The sequence below is a fragment of the Deltaproteobacteria bacterium genome (genome assembly GCA_026388545.1).
Taxonomy (GTDB): Bacteria; Desulfobacterota; Syntrophia; order Syntrophales; family UBA2185; genus JAPLJS01.
The window spans coordinates 12,209-31,406 of the sequence record JAPLJS010000104.1 but is presented as its reverse complement, the minus strand read 5'-3'; the positions used below and the strand labels follow the sequence as shown (position 1 = coordinate 31,406).

15 protein-coding genes are annotated in these 19,198 nt (G+C 41.1%); 9 read left to right on the top strand and 6 right to left on the bottom strand.

The features are described 5' to 3' along the window. Positions 1–68: 68 nt before the first annotated feature. Positions 69–734, bottom strand: a complete 666-nt coding sequence (purN, locus tag NTW12_12050) for a phosphoribosylglycinamide formyltransferase (GenBank protein ID MCX5847066.1) — start codon at positions 732–734, stop codon at positions 69–71. A gap of 4 nt (positions 735–738) precedes the next feature. After that, positions 739–1,782 (bottom strand): phosphoribosylformylglycinamidine cyclo-ligase, encoded by a 1,044-nt coding sequence (gene purM / locus NTW12_12045; protein ID MCX5847065.1) that lies wholly within the window; start codon positions 1,780–1,782, stop codon positions 739–741. A 155-nt stretch (positions 1,783–1,937) separates the two neighbouring features. Between purM and recG the strand changes: the two genes are divergently transcribed. The 9 genes from recG (at position 1,938) to NTW12_12000 (ending at position 12,837) form a co-directional block, all read left to right on the top strand. Further along, positions 1,938–4,397, top strand: a complete 2,460-nt coding sequence (gene recG / locus NTW12_12040; GenBank protein ID MCX5847064.1) for an ATP-dependent DNA helicase RecG — start codon at positions 1,938–1,940, stop codon at positions 4,395–4,397. A gap of 133 nt (positions 4,398–4,530) precedes the next feature. Beyond that, on the top strand, positions 4,531–5,841 hold the full coding sequence (locus tag NTW12_12035; protein ID MCX5847063.1) for a homoserine dehydrogenase: 1,311 nt from the start codon (positions 4,531–4,533) through the stop codon (positions 5,839–5,841). Beyond that, positions 5,841–7,070 carry a cofactor-independent phosphoglycerate mutase gene (locus NTW12_12030; protein MCX5847062.1) on the top strand — a complete coding sequence of 410 codons (1,230 nt, stop codon included), beginning with the start codon at positions 5,841–5,843 and terminating at the stop codon, positions 7,068–7,070. The genes NTW12_12035 and NTW12_12030 overlap by 1 nt, the downstream gene beginning before the upstream one ends. After that, complete coding sequence (locus tag NTW12_12025) at positions 7,051–7,467, top strand: thioesterase family protein (protein ID MCX5847061.1); 417 nt, start codon at positions 7,051–7,053, stop codon at positions 7,465–7,467. Before NTW12_12030 ends, NTW12_12025 begins: the two co-directional genes overlap by 20 nt. A gap of 12 nt (positions 7,468–7,479) precedes the next feature. Further along, positions 7,480–8,160 carry a tetratricopeptide repeat protein gene (locus NTW12_12020; GenBank protein MCX5847060.1) on the top strand — a complete coding sequence of 227 codons (681 nt, stop codon included), beginning with the start codon at positions 7,480–7,482 and terminating at the stop codon, positions 8,158–8,160. A 227-nt stretch (positions 8,161–8,387) separates the two neighbouring features. After that, complete coding sequence (iorA, locus tag NTW12_12015) at positions 8,388–10,181, top strand: indolepyruvate ferredoxin oxidoreductase subunit alpha (GenBank protein MCX5847059.1); 1,794 nt, start codon at positions 8,388–8,390, stop codon at positions 10,179–10,181. 4 nt (positions 10,182–10,185) lie between these two features. Continuing rightward, complete coding sequence (locus tag NTW12_12010) at positions 10,186–10,770, top strand: indolepyruvate oxidoreductase subunit beta (GenBank protein ID MCX5847058.1); 585 nt, start codon at positions 10,186–10,188, stop codon at positions 10,768–10,770. Positions 10,771–10,836: 66 nt separating this feature from the next. Continuing rightward, positions 10,837–11,778 (top strand): tetratricopeptide repeat protein, encoded by a 942-nt coding sequence (locus NTW12_12005; GenBank protein ID MCX5847057.1) that lies wholly within the window; start codon positions 10,837–10,839, stop codon positions 11,776–11,778. Positions 11,779–11,895: 117 nt separating this feature from the next. Next, positions 11,896–12,837 (top strand): DnaJ domain-containing protein, encoded by a 942-nt coding sequence (locus tag NTW12_12000; GenBank protein MCX5847056.1) that lies wholly within the window; start codon positions 11,896–11,898, stop codon positions 12,835–12,837. Positions 12,838–12,964: 127 nt separating this feature from the next. Here the strand turns inward: NTW12_12000 and NTW12_11995 are convergent, their stop codons facing one another. The 4 genes from NTW12_11995 to NTW12_11980 are packed head-to-tail and all read right to left on the bottom strand — an operon-like array spanning position 12,965 to position 19,191. After that, positions 12,965–13,774, bottom strand: coding sequence for a UPF0280 family protein (locus NTW12_11995; GenBank protein ID MCX5847055.1), 810 nt, complete (start codon positions 13,772–13,774; stop codon positions 12,965–12,967). Beyond that, positions 13,728–17,213, bottom strand: coding sequence for a DNA polymerase III subunit alpha (locus NTW12_11990; protein MCX5847054.1), 3,486 nt, complete (start codon positions 17,211–17,213; stop codon positions 13,728–13,730). The genes NTW12_11995 and NTW12_11990 overlap by 47 nt, the downstream gene beginning before the upstream one ends. Positions 17,214–17,217: 4 nt before the next feature. Next, positions 17,218–18,678 (bottom strand): IMP dehydrogenase, encoded by a 1,461-nt coding sequence (gene guaB / locus NTW12_11985; protein MCX5847053.1) that lies wholly within the window; start codon positions 18,676–18,678, stop codon positions 17,218–17,220. 30 nt (positions 18,679–18,708) lie between these two features. Beyond that, complete coding sequence (locus tag NTW12_11980) at positions 18,709–19,191, bottom strand: DUF1285 domain-containing protein (GenBank protein ID MCX5847052.1); 483 nt, start codon at positions 19,189–19,191, stop codon at positions 18,709–18,711. Between the last annotated feature and the right edge of the window lie 7 nt (positions 19,192–19,198).

The window sequence follows — 19,198 nt, the reverse complement described above, 5'->3', positions numbered from 1 at the left end:
ATATTAGTAAACATTGAGTTCTTAGATTGCCCGCATTTCATTTCCCAAGGCATATCACTGTAGGCGTGTTAAAAAACTGTCAGGGGAGGATTATAAAGTGGTGTTTCGGGTATCCTCTTACTGCCTTTTATTCTGACTTTTCTTCCTATTATTTCAATTCTGCCTTCGGCGTAAAATTGAATGGCCTGAGGATAAATTCTGTGTTCTTCTTTGAGTATTCTTGCGGCAAGGGTATCCTCGGTGTCATCGTCATAAGCCGGAACGACGGCTTGAATAATAACAGGGCCGGAGTCTATACCCTCGTCGGCAAAATGAACAGAACAGCCGGAAAACTTTACACCGTATTCAGCAGCCCTTTTCTGAGCGTTGATACCGGGAAAAGCAGGAAGAATTGCGGGATGTATATTCAAAATTTTCATGGGAAACGCATTCAGAAAAAGAGGGCTTAAAATTCTCATAAACCCTGCCATTACAACCAGTTCAACAGAGTATGCTTTAAGGACATCGATTATTTTCTGATCACAATTTTCCCTGGTTTCGAAATCAGTATGTTTGATAATAACTGATGTAATATTATGTTTTTTTGCTCTTACAAGAGCATATGCATCGGGGTTGTTGCTTATCACAACATTAATATCAGCATCCAGGAAACCTCTTGCTATGCTGTCTATGATAGACTGGAGATTTGAGCCGCTCCCGGAGACAAGAACACCCAAATTTACTTTTTTCTTCATAGTTTTAAATAAATGAAACTGAAGATTGTTCTTTGTCTCTTTTTTCTATAAAACCGATTGCGTATGCCTTTTCTCCAAATTTATCGAGGCGTTCGACTACTTCTGCCGCCGTTTTTTCCGGTGCGATAACCATCATGCCTATACCCATATTAAAGACCCTGTACATTTCTGAGTCGTCGATATTTCCCATATTTTTTATAATGGTAAAAACATGTGGTATATCCCAGCTATTCTTTAAAATAACCGCCCGACACTGACCAGGTAAAATGCGTGGTACGTTATCGATGAATCCACCACCGGTAATATGAATAATACCTTTGATGTTAAAATTCTTGACCAGATTCAAGATGGATTTCACGTAAATTTTTGTCGGTCGCAGAAGCTCCATCCCTATGGAATGCCCGAGATCATCTATTTTGTCATGGGCATTCATTTTTCCTTTTTCAAACAAAACCTTTCTGGCAAGGGAAAAACCATTGCTGTGCATGCCGTTTGAAGCAATACCGATAATCCTGTCACCGACGTGTATTTCGGTACCATCGACTATTTTATCAGCTTCTACTAAACCGACACAGAACCCCGCCAGATCATATTCCTCATCTTTATAAAAATCAGGCATTTCGGCAGTTTCTCCACCGATAAGAGCGCAACCTGCCTCCTGGCATCCCTTTACTATCCCTTCAATGATCTTTACATTTCTTTCTACGTTGAGTATCCCTGTTGCTATGTAGTCAAGGAAAAAGAGAGGTTCTGCTCCCTGGACCACGACATCATTGACAGACATTGCAACAAGGTCGATACCGACAGTGTCATGTTTATCCATCATTTGGGCAATCTTCAATTTCGTACCAACACCGTCTGTTGATGAAACCAATACGGGATCGCTGAGCTTTCCCATATCAAGATGAAACAGACCGCCAAAACCCCCGATAGGGCTCATGACTTCTTTGCGAAAAGTTGATTTTATAAGTGGCTTAATTTTCTGAACAAAAAGATTACCCTGGTCGATATCAACACCGGCATCCTTATACGTTAATTTATCGAGCATATTATTTCCAATACGTGTGTAAGATGGGGATCAGCTTTATCGTAATTGTTCTCGATTGTCAATTCTTTACTTGCGAAAAAATTGAATATCTGTTAACTGCATGCAGTCTTTATATATGATATTATTATATTAATAGTGAGCTTGGCAGATTTGATATGGAATCATTGAAAGCAATCCTTGAAAAAATAGAGGCGCCGCTTATGTTCTTATCAAAAGACTCATATAAGCATCTGCCGCTCATCAAGGACTTTGAAGGAACAATGACGACATTCTTAAAGCAACTGAAAAACGAATTGTCAATGTATGCAATGCAAGAAGACTCTGTTATGACATGGGGAGATACCATTTCCGGATTTGAAGAAGCAATTCTGGGCTTTGATAAAAAACAATTAGAAGACAAAAAGGAGCGCATAGAAAAAGCAATTCTTCACTTAAATAAAATGAAAGAATTTGTCAAAGATGACATTCAAAATGACGATTCGGTCCAACGATTGAATACTGGTGAGCTCAGTTTAGAGAAATTATCCCTTCCCGTACAGTTTATAAAAGGGGTGGGACCAAAAATTTCTGTTTTACTTGAAAAGAAAGGCTTAAGAACTGTTGAGGATTTACTTTATTTTGTACCGAGAAGATACGAGGACAGGCGCACTATAAAAGATATTCAATCAGTCAGGTTTGGTGCACGGGAAACAGTTATCGGTAACGTTGTCAGGATAGATACCAGGTTTTACAAGAAGAGAAAAGTTTACGAGGTTACCATAGACGATGGGAGTGGGGTGCTTACAGCCAAATGGTTCAAAGGGAATCACACGTACCTGAAAAGAATTTTCAAAAAAGGTATGCGCGTTATAATGACCGGTGAAGTAAGCAGTTACCTTCTCGGTAAAGATATGATCCACCCGGACTTCGAAATTCTGGACGACGATGAAATCAAGGATAATCTCCTCCATTTTAAAAGGATTGTTCCTGTTTATTCCGAGACGGAAGGCCTTCACCAGAAGTATATCAGAAGAATCATGGCCTATGTGATCGAAAATTATTCACAATATATTTTGAGCCCCATACCCGAAGAAATATGTAGAAAACGAAATTTTGAGGATATTGACAATGCTTTAAGAAGCATTCACTTTCCTGCAATTAGCGAAGATATTGAAGCCTACAACGAAATGCGATCATGGGCACACCAAAGACTTATTTATGATGAATTTTTTTTTCTTCAGTTGGGCATAGCTCTGAAGAGAAAGGGGAATATCCTGGACAAAGGTATCGCATTTAAGACGGGAGGAGATCTTCTTAATAAATTTTATAAGATTCTTCCTTTTGGCTTAACCGATGCTCAAAAAAGAGTAATTAGAGAAATCGAAGCTGATATGGAGAAGACCTTTAGCATGAACAGACTTCTGCAGGGAGATGTAGGGTGCGGTAAAACAGTAGTTTCCATGGCAGCAATGGTTATTGCCTGTAAAAATGGGTACCAGGCGGCAATAATGGCGCCAACGGAGATTCTGGCAGAGCAGCACTATAAACGTATTAACCACTGGGCCGATCAGCTTGGATTAAAGGTTGTTTTGCTTACCAGCGGTACAAAAAATACGGAAAGACGGAAAATTTATGAAAATACAGAAGAAGGAGAGGTTCATATCATAGTCGGCACCCATGCGTTGATCCAGGAAGATGTCACTTTTCGGAATCTCGGATTTGTCGTTGTCGATGAACAGCATCGCTTTGGTGTTATCCAGAGAGCATCTCTGAGAAATAAGGGTGTAAACCCTGACGTTTTAGTTATGACAGCAACCCCCATTCCGAGGACGCTTGCCATGACGGTATATGGAGATTTAGATATTTCAGTGATTGATGAATATCCTCCCGGACGGAAAGAAATTAGGACAAAGGTGTTTTTTGAAGAGCAACGAACCAGGGTTTACGAAATAATCCGTATGGAGTTAAAGAAAGGAAACCAAGCCTTCATCGTTTATCCTTTGGTTGAGGAATCTGAAAATCTTGATCTGAAAGATGCGACGAGAATGGCGGAACACCTGCAAGAGAATGTATTTCCGGACAACAGGGTAGGGCTGATTCACGGCAGAATGAAAGGAAAAGAAAAAGATCAGGTAATGACAGGTTTTTTAAATAAAGAGATCGACATCCTCGTTTCCACAACCGTCATTGAAGTGGGGATTGATATTCCCCAGGCATCACTGATGGTGATAGAACATGCGGAGAGATTCGGACTGTCACAATTACATCAATTAAGAGGACGTGTTGGAAGGAGTGATATTCCTTCATACTGTGTTTTAATGTCGCAACGCAAAGGTTCTGAGGATTCAAGAAGAAGACTCTCTGTTATGGAAGAGACAAATGATGGTTTTAAAATCGCTGAGGAAGATTTAGCCATTAGGGGCCCCGGTGAATTTATGGGTACCAGGCAGTCAGGCATTCCCGATTTCCTGATCGCTAATATCCTCAGAGATGTGCGCATTTTAAATGATGCAAAAAATGATGCCTTCACATTCATTGAAAAAGATCAACTCCTCGAAAAAAAGGAACATTCATTATTAAAGGATGTTCTCTTGCACAGATGGGGAGGCAGGCTTGAGCTGGCAAAGACAGGTTAACATACCGCTTATTTGCTTTGACAAATATGGGTTAACTGTTATAGAAATTGCAGCGTTCTAGAAACAGGGACACACTTTGTCGGGTAATAAAGCCAAAAAGCTTAAATAAAAGTAATGACAAGGGTATGAGCTCATGAAAACGATCAACCTGGGATTAATCGGCTTCGGTACTATCGGAACCGGGGTAGTCAGGCTGCTTCAAGAAAGCAGTGAACTCATCCAAAAGCGACTTGGTGCGAAACTTGTTCTTAAGAAAGTTGCTGATCTTGATATTACCACGCCGAGACAGGTCACCGTTGAGAAAGAGCTGTTAACCAAGGATGCGAAAGCAATACTGAATGATCCTGAAATATCCATTGTTATAGAACTTATTGGTGGGTATGAGCCGGCTCGCTCGTTTATGCTCGAAGCCATTCGTAAAAAAAAGCATGTAATTACTGCCAATAAAGCACTTTTGGCTGCATACGGAAATGAAATATTCCAGGCTGCTGAAGAAGAAGGAGTTGATATCGGCTTCGAGGCAAGTGTAGGAGGAACAATCCCCATCATCAAGACACTGAAGGAAAGTCTTGTAGCAAACCGGATAAAGTCAATTTTCGGTATTATGAACGGCACATCAAATTATATATTGAGTAAAATGACTGATGAGGGGAAATCTTTCGATGTTGTGCTGAAGGAAGCCCAGGAACTCGGTTTCGCGGAAGCTGATCCGACATTTGACATCGAAGGCATCGATACGGCGCATAAGCTTGCCATTACATTATCTTTGGCGTACGGCAAGAGGGTCAACCTTGACGATGTCTACAGAGAAGGTATCTCAGGGATTAGCCGGCAGGATATTGATTTTGCAAGTGAACTCGGTTATCGGATCAAACTGCTCGCCATCGCTATTCAAAGAGGAGACACCATAGAGGCAAGAATTCATCCTACTATGATTCCCCTTGACCACCTCCTGGCAAATGTCAACGGTAACTTCAACGCATTTCATTTTGTCGGTGACGCATCTGGCACTGTTTTCCTGTACGGTCAAGGCGCAGGGATGATGCCGACAGCAAGCGCTGTAATCGCTGACGTTATTGATGTTTCGCGGAATATAGTGAAAGGAATATCGGGGAGGGTGCCGGCACGTTCACTGAGAGAAAATGTAATTAACGATATCGAGCTGATGTCTTTCGAGGAGATCTTTACAAACTACTATTTCAGGTTTTCTGCCTTGGACCGGCCGGGAGTACTTTCAAGAATATCCGGAATTCTCGGTGAAAACAATATAAGCATTGCCGCAGTTATTCAAAAGGGAAGGCAAGCGGCAGGTCCCGTTCCTATCGTCATGACAACTCATAAGTCACAAGAAAAAGATGTGCAGAAAGCAATTACAGAGATTGATCAACTTGATATAATTCATGGGAAAACAATAGTAATACGAATTGAGGACGAAAACCTGTAATGAAGTACATTATCCTTCTTGGCGATGGTATGGCGGATTATCCTTTGGAAGAACTAAACGGTAAAACACCGTTGGAATACGCCCGCACCCCCAATATGGATAAGATTGCGAAAGAAGGAACATTGGGACTGATCGATACTATACCCGCTGGGTTTTCACCGGGGAGTGATGTAGCCATTATGACTGTGCTCGGATATAATCCGCAAGAATACTACACCGGTCGTGGTCCTCTGGAAGCAGCGAACATGGGGGTTCAACTTGGAGAAGATGATGTAGCCTTTCGCTGCAATCTTGTGACTTTGGACAGAAGTGAACAACACATAATGGAAGACTTTACCGCGGGGCATATAACATCACAAGAAGCAAAGACAATAATAACTGATATAAATAAAGAGATGGGAACGGATAGCTTTCAATTCTATCCCGGGGTAAGCTACAGACACCTTTTTGTCTGGAAGGATGGAAAATCCCTTCTTCAGACAACACCTCCGCATGACATCACCGGAAAAGCGATCAGAGAGTATCTGCCTCGGGGTGATGGTGCGGAACAGATAAACCATCTCATGGAACGTTCTCAGGATATTTTGAAAGATCATCCTGTGAACCGATTACGTAGTGCGGAGGGCAAAAAACCGGCAAGCTCCCTATGGTTATGGGGGCAGGGAAGGGTCCCGAAGTTTATTAAATTGACCGATAAATATGGTTTACAGGGTGGAATGATATCGGCCGTTGACCTTTTAAATGGTATTGGTATTTACGCAGGCCTTAAAGTCATCCGTGTTGATGGGGCGACGGGGTATAGTGATACTAATTATCTTGGAAAGGCAAAAAAGGCCCTGGATGCCTTAAAGGAGATCGATTTTATATTTGTACACGTTGAAGCCCCGGATGAAATGGGTCATGAAGGAAACATTGAAGGCAAGGTTAAGGCTATTGAAGATTTTGATGAAAAGATAGTCGGCACTATCTTGAATGAAATTTATGGACTCGCTCCATTCAGGCTGATGGTTTTAAGCGATCATCCTACACCCATCAGGCTAAAGACACACGCATCCGACCCATCTCCATTTGCACTACTGTCTTCCGATGAAAGGGAAAATTTAAAAAACGGTTCAGCCTTTAGTGAGTCATCGGCAAGCAATAATGACGTGATGATATCACCTGGCCACATTCTTATGGATAAATTCATCAAGGATTGGAGGGGATTTATTGAAGAGAAATCACGTTAAGATACGTGTAATTTACGCGGATACGGATGCGATGGGTATCGTTTATCATACCAATTATATCAAATGGTTCGAGATAGGACGAACAGAACTCCTCAGAAGCATAGGCATAGTATATGCACAAATGGAATCGCAGGGTTATAACCTGCCATTGACTGAGGCATATTGCCACTATTTGCTGCCGGCAAGATATGACCAGATCATTATTGTTGAAACTGAAATGGAATATCTTAAAAGGGCGAGCATGAAATTTAACTATACCATCTCGGATGAAGACAAAGAGAAGATTCTCGTCGAAGGATATACCGTTCACGCCTGTACAAATAACCTCGGGAAAATAGTCAGGATACCATCATTTATCGTAGAAAAGCTCAATGAGCAGATGCAATTAAATTTTTGACAGGAAAACACTATGGCAGGAAAAATGACAAAGAAGGAACTTGAGAAGCCTGATACATTACAATTAATATTAAACAAATTTACCGTTTATGTATCGGAAAACAAACAGAAGATTTATTTGATATCCGGCATTATCACATTAATCGCCTTGCTTTCATCCGGCTGGTATCTGTACCGGATGAATTACGAGAATAATGCACAGAAGCTCTATGCAAAGTCCCAGTTTGAAGGCATGAAAATTACCCTGCAAGGGGGTAGCCCGGATCAAAATACTGTGAAAATGTACCAAGATATCGTGACTCAATATCAAGGCTCAAAAGCGGCCATGATGGCAAATTATCAATTGGGGAATATCTACTACAATCTCGGTGATATTGATGCTTCAATAAAGGCTTATACTGAATTTCTTAAAGAAGCGCCGGAGGGCAACGATTGGAAAATTCTCGCATATAATGGATTGGGATACTGTTACGAGGTGAAAAACGATTTGAAGAATGCCCTGGAGTCATTCGAGAAAGCCGCATCTATCAAATCCGCCGGGAGCTTTGAAGGTATAACGTACAGAAATATTGCGAGGATTTACGAAGAGATGAAAAACAAAGAAAAAGCATTAGAATATTATCAAAAAGCACTCAGTAAAACTACAGATCCTTCCATGGAGCATCTTTTAAAAAGAAAAATATCAACTATATGACGAACTAGTAAAAAGTCTTAAATACCTCCTCTCCCTTGATGGGAGAGGACTGAGGTGAGGGTGATACTTATTAAATATCAATTAGTTATGTTCCCCCTCCCCTTAATCCCCTCCCACGAGGGGAGGGGAAATTCGACTTTTTACGAGACCATCAACTATCAGTTGAAGACAAGCTATTTTTATAGCTGGTTTGGCAGAAAAAACCATAAAAGGAATACAAAAAAAGTATGAAGGTATTGATGTCAGGAAACGAGGGTATTGCAAGAGGAGCATATGAATGTGGAGTTCGCTTTGCTTCCGGATATCCGGGGACTCCAAGTACTGAAATCATGGAAGCATTTGCACAATATGATGGTGTCTATGCAGAATGGTCTCCCAATGAAAAAGTTGCCCTTGAGGTTGGTATTGGCGCAGCTTTGGCGGGTGCAAAAGCAATGGTTGTCATGAAGCATGTCGGGGTTAATGTTGCGGCCGATCCACTCTTTACCCTGAGCTATACCGGCACGAACGGAGCGCTGGTTATTATTAGTGCCGATGATCCTTCATTGCACAGTTCACAGAATGAGCAGGATAACCGTAACTATGCTAAATTCGCTAAAATACCCATGCTTGAGCCTGCAGATAGTCAGGAAGCAAAAGATTATATAAAAATTGCGTTCGATATTAGCGAGAGGTTTGATACTCCCGTATTTCTCAGGACAACCACTCGGGTTTCCCATTCGAAATCCGTTGTAAATATTACAGATCCTTCAGTCGCGGATGATCGAACAGCACTGCATTTTAATACTTCAAAATATGTCATGGTTCCTTTCAACGCACGTGTCAGAAGGGTAGAAGTGGAGAATAGGCTCAAACGATTAAGAGAATTTTCCGATAGTTTTTCTGAAAACAAGATTGAAATGAATGATCCCGAAGTCGGCATCATTACATCCGGCATGTCTTATAACTATGCAAAAGACATTTTTCCCAATTATTCATATTTAAAGCTCGGGATGGTTTATCCAATACCCTCTGATCTGATCCGTGATTTTGCCTCCAAAGTAAAAATACTCTATGTTATTGAGGAGCTAGACCCTTTTATTCAAGAACAGGTGTTGGCAATGGGTATCAAGGTCATCGGCAAAGAAGTCTTTCCTTACACAAACGAGTTTGATCCGGGTGTGATCGAAACTGCCATAAAAGGCAAAAAAACCTCAATAGTCAGTTTACCGGATGTAACGATTCCACCAAGACCACCGAATCTGTGCGCCGGTTGCCCCCACAGAGGTCTGTTTTATGTACTCGGAAAGCTGAAGGCATTTGTCTCGGGAGATATAGGTTGTTATACCTTATCCTTCATGAAGCCCTTGGAAGGTCTTCACTCATGTATCTGCATGGGGGCAAGTATCGGCATGGCGCATGGTATGAGCAAGGCTTTAAAAGATAAGGGAAAAGGAAAGGTTGTTGGTGTTATCGGGGACGCCACGTTTATTCATTCCGGCATTACACCGCTCTTAAACATGGCCTATAACAGAAGTGATGCCGTCATTGTTATCTGTGACAACAGGACAACCGCCATGACAGGTATGCAGGAACATCCCGCTACCGGATATACCCTGCAGGGAGAAAAAACAAAAGAGCTTGATTTTATAACACTTGCCTCTGCACTAGGGATTGATAGCATCCGTGTGATCGATCCCTATGACATCACAACAACACGGAACGTAATGAAAGAAGAATTATCGAAGCCAGGTCCTTCAGTTGTTATATCGAGAAGATCATGCGTTCTGTTCAAGCGGAATATGAATGATGTTAGAAAACCACTTGAAATTGATGAGAATAAGTGTACCGGGTGCAGATTGTGCCTTGGTCTTGGATGTCCGCCAATCTCCTGGATGAGGTTTGAAGATATGCCTGTTGAAAAAGTTAAGAAAAATGCGAAAAAACAGGAAGGTATCGCATTTATTGATCGTGACCTTTGCAATGGCTGTACTCTATGTCAGCAGGTATGCAAGGCCGGCGCTATTGTCGAGGTGTTATAATATAATGAAAAAAAATAGTGCTGTGAAAAGTATTCTCCTCGCGGGTGTCGGCGGTCAGGGAATACTCAGGGCAAGTGACATTTTATGTCTTGTTATGATGGAAGTTGGTATGGATGTAAAGAAAAGTGAAGTCCATGGAATGGCCCAGCGTGGAGGGTGTGTGACCAGCCATGTCCGATATGGACAGAAGGTGTATTCACCAATCGCAAAAAAAGGTGACGTAGATATCCTTGTCTCATTTGAGAAATTGGAGACACTTCGTTACCTCGATTTTATGAAACCAAACGGCACTGTCGTAATCAATCAAGTAGAACTGTATCCTCCTTCCGTTAATTTAGGAGATGCGAAATATCCGCATAATGTTATTGAGTTAGTGAACCAAGCTTTCAAAACGGTCAAAGTCGTCAACGCTCGCGATATTGCAGTGCAAGCAGGAAATATCAGGGCAGAAAATACGGCACTTCTGGGCGTCATATCTTCTTTTTTGAAAGTGGATGTCACTTTATGGGAGAAGGTACTTCGCGAATCCTTTCCAGAAAAAGTTGTGAACGCAAATCTCAAGGCATTCCATTTAGGAAGAGAAGCTTGAAATTAAAATCCGTGTGAAGGCAGGCGATGAGCATAGCCAACAATTTGTCTCTTTTACGCAAGCATTATGAATAATCCTTTTAAGAGACATTATCAGTTCACTATCTTTATACTGGCGCTCGCGAATATTTTGCTTCCGCTCTGTACCCAGGCCTCAGAAGGGCAGGCCGACAACCCTGCGAAACAGTTCGCATTTGCGGAAGCGCTCTTTACCGAGGGGGATTATTATAGGGCTATTACTGAGTACAAACGGTTTATCTTTTATTTTCCCCAAAATGAGCTTATCGAAAAATCCGCATTCAGGATAGGTGAAAGCTATTTCAGAGCGAAAAGATGGCATGAAGCTATCAATACTTTCGCATTATTTACGACACAATATCCTCAAAGCAGTATGTCGACGGAGGCCCTGTACCTCAAGGGAATGGCAGAGAAACAACTGAAACGATACCGTGATTCCCTTTCAACATTCCAGGATATCATAAGATCTAAATCAAATGACTTTACTGATAAAGCCATTTATCAAAGCGCCCTCATCATGATGGAAAAGGAAGAATGGCAGGAGGCTCGAAAAAGATTTTTACTTGTACCGAAAAATAGCCCGCTGTCTGAATCAGCAAATATAATGTATTCGAGTCTCGGATATATTGATGATATACCGCAAAAATCACCTGCCGTTGCAGGCACTCTTGCCGCAGTTCTTCCTGGCGCCGGCCATCTTTATACGGAAAGACCCAGAGATGCCCTTGTTGCCTTTCTATTGAACGTTGCTTTCATTGTTTCTGCTGTAGAACTGTTTCATCATGAAAATTATTTTGCAGGAGGAATCGTATCATTCTTTGAAATTGGCTGGTATACAGGCAATATCTACAGTGCTGCGAGTAGTGCCCATAAATACAATAAGAGAAACAAAGAAGATTTCATTAGGCATTTGCAGGAAACAAGCTCCATTTCTATCAGACATGATCCTGCAACTTCTTCCAATCATTTAATGGTTAACTATAGATTTTAATAAAAAAAGTTATTTCAGCTTGCTTAAGTGTGTAAATGACTGTATTAATATGGAATTATTTCAGTAGTTGTTTCGCTCAATGCTTGATAAATAAAAATGAGTGGGTAATTCATCGTTATGGCAGAAGATTATTATAAAATATTAGGGATTGAAAAAACAGCGAGCGCCGAAGAGATGAAAAAAGCCTATAGAAAGCTGGCATTGAAGTGGCATCCGGATAAAAATCCTAACAATAAAGCCGCAGAGGAAAAATTTAAAAAGATCAGCGAAGCGTACGCCGTTCTTAGCGATACACAAAAACGCAAAGATTACGACATGTATGGATCCGCAGATCAGTTCAGGCAGAGATATACCCAGGAGGATATATTCAGAGGGTTCGATCTCAACGATATATTAAGAGGTTTCGGCTTTGGCGACTTAGGTGGAAGAGGTGCAAAAACATTCAGGACAAGCAGGGGAGGGGGGGCCTTTACACAGAACGACTCATTTTCTGACATTTTCGAGGGAGAGCGGCAAAGATTCTCTCGCATGCCGCAAAAGGGTCAGGATTTTGAATATAATCTGTCAATTACGTTAGAAGAATCCGTCTTGGGCGCCGAAAAGAAATTATCCCTTCAAAAAGAAGACAGCATTGAGGAAATCAGTTTTAAGATCCCGCCCGGCATCAATTCAGGAAAGAAACTGAGATTGGCCGGCAAGGGTACGCCCGGCGTTGACGGAGGCCCTCCCGGAGATTTATACTTATTTATCAATATTCTTCCCCATCCTATTTTCGCCAGGGACGGCCATGATCTCTACATCGAAAAGGCAATCAGCTTTACACAAGCAATTCTGGGAACAAGCATTGATATACCCACCCTTGACGGAGCAACGAAAAGAATCAAAATTAGCCCGGGCACTCAGAACAACACCAAAATTAGAATGAAGGGCTTTGGAGTTCCTGGATTGAAGGGCACAGACAAGGGAGATCAGTTTGTAAAAATCACTATAGAAGTTCCTAAAAGATTAAATGACAAGCAACTTCAACTGGTCAGGAAATTGGCTGAAGAAGGTTTATAGCAACATGTTTTGTTCGTGATGATGTGTCTCATAAGATATGTTATGTAAACTAGCAAAAAAACTTTCTTGTTGCTAATGCTCTTCACAATAATCAATTCTTAATCGCTTAATACACTCCTCTTAAAAATTAAACCAACTCAATATCTCCAATAGCACCAAAATGATCTCCAACAATTATCAGGATACCTAAAACTCCGTTTAAATTTAACCCCTTTTCGAGGGCCGACCTGATATTTCGTTTACTCTTCACGAGGTTTCCGATAGCAGTTGCAGCGGCATCAGCCATAGCGGAAGATTTTGAAACAACACATACTGCATCTGCTCTCCCAAAGCTCAGAGAGTGTCCTACCGTTCCGGAAGAAGTGCATACACCGATTGGCATATGTTCAGGCTTTAAAAGAATATTTACACTGTAGTTCAGAGGTGATTCACCTGCAAAGACACCAACCCTTACCTCACTTTCCGTTTTCAAATAAATATCTCCGCCATTTTCAACTATGACATTGTGAGCTTGCTTAAGGAGATCATTACCAACATATTCCGCAATTGCCCCGGCAACAGAAGCCATCGGGCCTACATCCGCTATAAAAGATGTTTTGAGCATGTCTCTTACAATAGCAGGGGCCAGCCAGTCATCATCGAGGGGCTTTAAGGAAGTCAGGAAAGAGGGATGATATTTGATGTAGGATTCGATAAATCCACGATATTTATAAACGGATTGAAAAGCGATTTCAGAAAGATCTGTGTCGGAGCATATAAAAAGATCGGTTTCACCGACACTTACGTTGAATGATACAAGAAGCTTATTCGATACTTTGTTCCTGTAGGTCCTCTCCTGATATGTCATTCTTATACTTAAACTACTACATAATAGTATCGTTATAAATCTTCTAATTATCAGACTTATTATTATAACTAAAACGAGTTGCGGCTGCACTCAAAAGAAGATCTGCTTCTTCTTTTAGTTTGTCAGTCAATTCAAGACGGCTATCCTTTCCCAGGTAAACAATAACTTCGCTTTTGCCGTTTAGAATATGGATGAACCCATCGCACTTACCCTTGTGATTTATAAGTAATTTATTTAGAGATTCGATGTCTTCTGATGATGATTTTGTTACATCAATCATAAAATGCACTGCATCATAAGGTTGCTCTCGTGAACCGGCAAGAGCGCTAAGTTCAGATGCTATGACTTTAACACCCTCATCCCCGGCATCTATAGTTCCTTTTATCAAAACGGGCTCTTCACTATGGAGAAGACCAAATGCCTTTTTATATATATCGGCGAAAAATATAACTGTGACGGAACCTTTCAGATCCTCAATAGTTATATACGCCATAACATCCTTTTTTTTCGTTGTTACCTCACGAATATTGCTGATGACACCACCAAAAATCACTATATCACGGTCCAACTTATCATTGATGCTTGACGAATCGACATTAGCAATTAGTGAGAGTTTATCGGTGAATTTAAGGAGTGGATGTCCAGTTATATAAAATCCGAGTGTTTCCTTCTCATGTGCAAGTAATTCACGATGATCCCATTCAGGGATATCAGGAATCAAACAATCTTTAACAGGATCGAAATCTGAATTCTGTTCACTTTCTAAGTGATCAAAGAAGCTGGCCTGACCGCTGGATCTATCTTTATGACGCCGCTGAGCCGCATCAACAATTCCTTCGTGATATTCTATTAATTGTCTTCTATTATAATCAAGTGAATCGAAGGATCCGCATTTAATAAGACTTTCAATCATCCTCTTATTAATTTTCTTTAGATCGACACGGTTGCAAAAATCAGCAAAAGTTGTAAATCTGCCTTCGTTTTGCCTGACAGAGATAATTGAGTCGATAGCGCCGACACCCACGTTCTTGACGGCGGCGAGACCGAACCGAATATGTTCACCTGATACACTAAAATCCCTATGAGACTCATTGATATCGGGAGGGAGAACATTAATGCCCATATCTTTGCAACTGTTTATGTATTTTATGATTTTGTCACGGTTGTCCTTTTCACTTGTCAGTAGCGCTGCCATAAATTCAACCGGGAAGTTTGCTTTCAGGAAGGCAGTTTGGTATGATATCATTGCGTAAGCGGTACTATGTGACTTGTTAAATCCATATTCCGCAAATGTTTCCATCTGCTCCCAGATTTTTTTTGCTTTTTTTTCAGGTATCTTTGTCTGCTTGGCGCCTTCAAGAAATTTAGGTTTCTCCTTCTCCATCTCGGATGTTTTCTTCTTGCTCATGACCTTTCTCAGAATATCCGCTTCAGCCATAGTATAGTTGCCAATCGCGCCGGCTATTTGCATAACTTGTTCCTGGTATACAATAACGCCATACGTCTCCTTTAGTATTTCTTTTAACTCAGGAATTTCATAAACTATCTTTGTCTTACCCTGTTTACGAGAAATAAATTCAGGAACCATATTCATAGGCCCGGGTCTGTAGAGGGCTATCAATGCAATGATATCCTCAATGCAATCAGGTTTCATATTTAAAAGGATATCTTTCATACCGGCACTTTCCAACTGAAATATACCGTCGGTAGTTCCCTTCATCAGCAATTGAAATGCTTTTTGATTATCTAGAGGGATTGTCTCGATGTCAATTACTTCTCCCCTGCCCTCTTTTATGAACTGTATTGTATTTTTGATGACGGTAAGGGTTTTTAAACCTAGAAAATCAAATTTGGTCAATCCCACCGCCTGAAGATCATTCATTGAATACTGCGTGACAATTTCATCCTTGGGGCTTTTACAGAGAGGTACACGCTCCACGAGTGGTACATCGGATATGACGACCCCCGCCGCGTGTGTTGAGGAATGACGATTTAAGCCTTCAAGTGACCGTGACAATGCAAGGAGCTTTTTTATCTTTTCGTTTTTTTTCTCTTCTTCCTGAAGGCGTGGTTCACTTTGGATTGCCATATCAAGAGATATATTAAGTATATTGGGAACCAACTTAGCGATCCTATCAACATCGCTATAAGGTATGTTCAATGCCCTTCCTACATCTCTTATAACTGCTTTTGCCTGCATTTTACCAAATGTAATGATCTGGGCGACTCTATCGCTCCCGTATTTATCCGTAACGTATCTGATAATCTCGTCTCGTCCGTCCTGACAAAAATCTATATCTATATCAGGCATGCTTATCCGGTCTGGATTTAAGAATCTTTCAAAAAACAGTCCGTATCGTATTGGATCGATATTGGTAATGCCGGTAGCATACGCAACGAGACTGCCGGCAGCAGAACCTCTTCCGGGTCCCACAGGAATATTTTTTTGTTTTGCGTAATTCACAAAATCTGAGACAATAAGAAAATATCCTGCAAATCCCATTGACTTGATCATTTTCAATTCTTCTTCGAGGCGCTTTTCATATTTTGCCCAGGGTTCTATATCTGAATAACCTCTCATAATGATAGGCTTCAAGCTTTCCAAACCTTTTTGGGCCGAATTCATCAAATATTCATCAAGTGTTTCACCCGTATCGATCTCATAATTGGGCAATGAAATATTGCCGAAATCAAATGTAAAGTTACATTTATCAGCAATAACTATCGTATTATCAATAGATTCCTGAATATCCTTAAAAAGATGCTTCATGTTTTCGGGTGACCGGAAATAAAATTGATCTGTCTTGAATTTCATCCGATCGGTATCTTCAATGGTCTTCCCGGTCTGGATACATAACAGGACTTCGTGTGCCTCTGCATCTTCTCGATTGATGTAGTGGCAGTCATTAGTTGCCACAAGAGGTATTGAAAGTTCACGACCAATTTGTATGAGACCGATATTTACCATTTTTTGTTCCGGTAGACCGTTTTCCATGATTTCCAGATAGAAATTACCGTTGCCGAATATGTCTCTATATTCTTCGGCAACCCTCCTGGCAGCTTCTTTATTTCCTTTAAGCAGAAGGTATGATATTTCTCCATGAAGGCATGCACTCATCCCGATAAGTCCTTCGTTATGTTGTACCAGGAGTTCCTTGTCTACGCGCGGTCGATAGTAAAATCCTTCAAGATAAGCACTGGATACAAGCTTCATGAGATTTTTATAACCATGCATATCCTTCACAAGTACGAGCAGGTGGTGAGAATTTTCTCCGGTAGCATGAGAATTCTTATCGAAGCGGCTTTTGGGGGCAACATAGAGTTCACATCCGATAATTGGCTTAATGCCGTACTTCTGGGCATGTTGATAAAAGTCAACAGCACCAAAAATATTTCCGTGGTCGGTCATTGCTACCGCCGGCATTTTGTACTCTTTTGCTTTTTTAAATAGATTATCAAGACGAATTGTTCCGTCGAGAAGGCTATATTGTGTATGAACATGAAGGTGAACAAAATCGGCGTTATTCATTTATCTAATCCAGCCAATAGTTGGGCGATTCTTTAGTGATAATAACATCGTGGACATGGCTTTCCCGAAGTCCAGCTGACGTAATACGAATAAATCTCGTTTTCTCTCTCAATTCTTTTGTTGTTCTGCAGCCAACATATCCCATGCCGACTTTAAGACCGCCGACGAGTTGGTTTATACTGGCAGAGAGTGAGCCTCTGAACGGTACCCTCCCCTCTATACCTTCCGGAACCATTTTAAGGCTGCTCTCAATATCATCGAGATAATACCGGTCCATACTTCCCATTTTCATGGCTTCAAGCGAACCCATTCCCCTGTATACCTTGTAACTTCTCCCCTGAAAGAGAATTGTTTCACCCGGGCTCTCTTCCGTTCCCGCAAAAAGGCTTCCAATCATAACAGAATGGGCGCCTGCTGCAAGGGCCTTAACAACATCACCTGAATATTTAATACCTCCATCGGCAATAATCGGTACGTTATATTTTGCTGCAACCTTTGAAGCATCTCTAATGGCACTCATTTGCGGCACGCCAACACCGGCGATGATCCTTGTTGTGCATATTGATCCAGGACCCACTCCTACCTTGATTGCATCCACACCCGCATTAATAAGTGCTTCTGCACCTTCTGACGTTGCAATATTACCTGCAATGAGTTCGCATTTCGGGAAATTTGCTTTTGTGTCCCTGATGGCATCTAAAACACCTTTCGAATGTCCGTGAGAGGTGTCTATTGCAATCACGTCGACACCTGCAGTTAATAAAGCGTCAACTCTCGCCTCCCTGTCGATAATACCAACAGCACCGCCAACCCTTAGTCTCCCGAGTGAATCTTTGCAGGCATTTGGATATCTTTTGATTTTTTCTATGTCTTTTATTGTTATCATACCTTTCAAATTATACTGATCGTCAACTACCAGCAACTTTTCAATTCTGTACTCATGCAGAAGTTTTTTGGACTCTTCCAGAGTAATATTTGCTGAAACAGTAACGAGCTTGTCTTTTGTCATAACATTCGACACCGGTTGGTCGAGATTCGTTTCAAACCTGAGGTCGCGATTTGTCAAAATTCCTACAAGTCTGCGGTTTTTAACAACAGGAACGCCTGATATACTGTATCGATGCATCAGTTCAAGTGCTTTATAAACCATCTGATCGGGTTCTATTGTGATAGGATCGACGATCATGCCACTTTCAGATTTTTTTACTTTATCTACCTCGAGCACTTGCTTCTCAATAGCCATATTTCGATGAATGATCCCGATGCCACCTTCCTGAGCAAGACATATTGCCGTCCGAGACTCTGTAACAGTATCCATTGCCGCACTGACAATAGGAATATTCAGGGTGATGTTATTCGTAAGAAGCGTCGAAGAATCGGCATCCTTCGGAAGAATATTCGATTCGCACGGGATAAGAAGAAGGTCGTCAAAGGTCAATGTATCTTTTACATGATCATCCAGCATAATTGCGCCTCCATTTGCTTTATACTTTTTTTATAGCTTTACACCCCTTACATAATAGGGTGTTTTATTCAGTAAAACGAAGAATTCGTCTTTATCAGTATCATGTTCTATGAAATGTGCGATTTGATAATAACTTGCTCTTGAAAAACGAGCATTAAACGCATGATTTTTCACACTACAATACAGCACATCGTCATTTCCGACCCATAAAGTGCTCGGATCCAGTTTCTCAAGGCATTGATCAGACAGGAGAAGATTAATACATTCCTCATTGTTCAATGCTGTAACGGTTTTATAAACCGCTTTTATAACATAGGGGGTGTCCTCCACGTCAAGGTAACAACAATCATCCTCCGACTCAATAATATATCTTCCGAACTCATCTTTTTTAAGATTTTGATAGAAATAATTAATGATTTCCTTTCTTATAATTTCTTCGCCCCTGTAATACCAGGTACCTTCTTTGTCTATTGTTATATTACAGGCAGGGATATCTCTCTCCATAGCCGCCATTTTGATT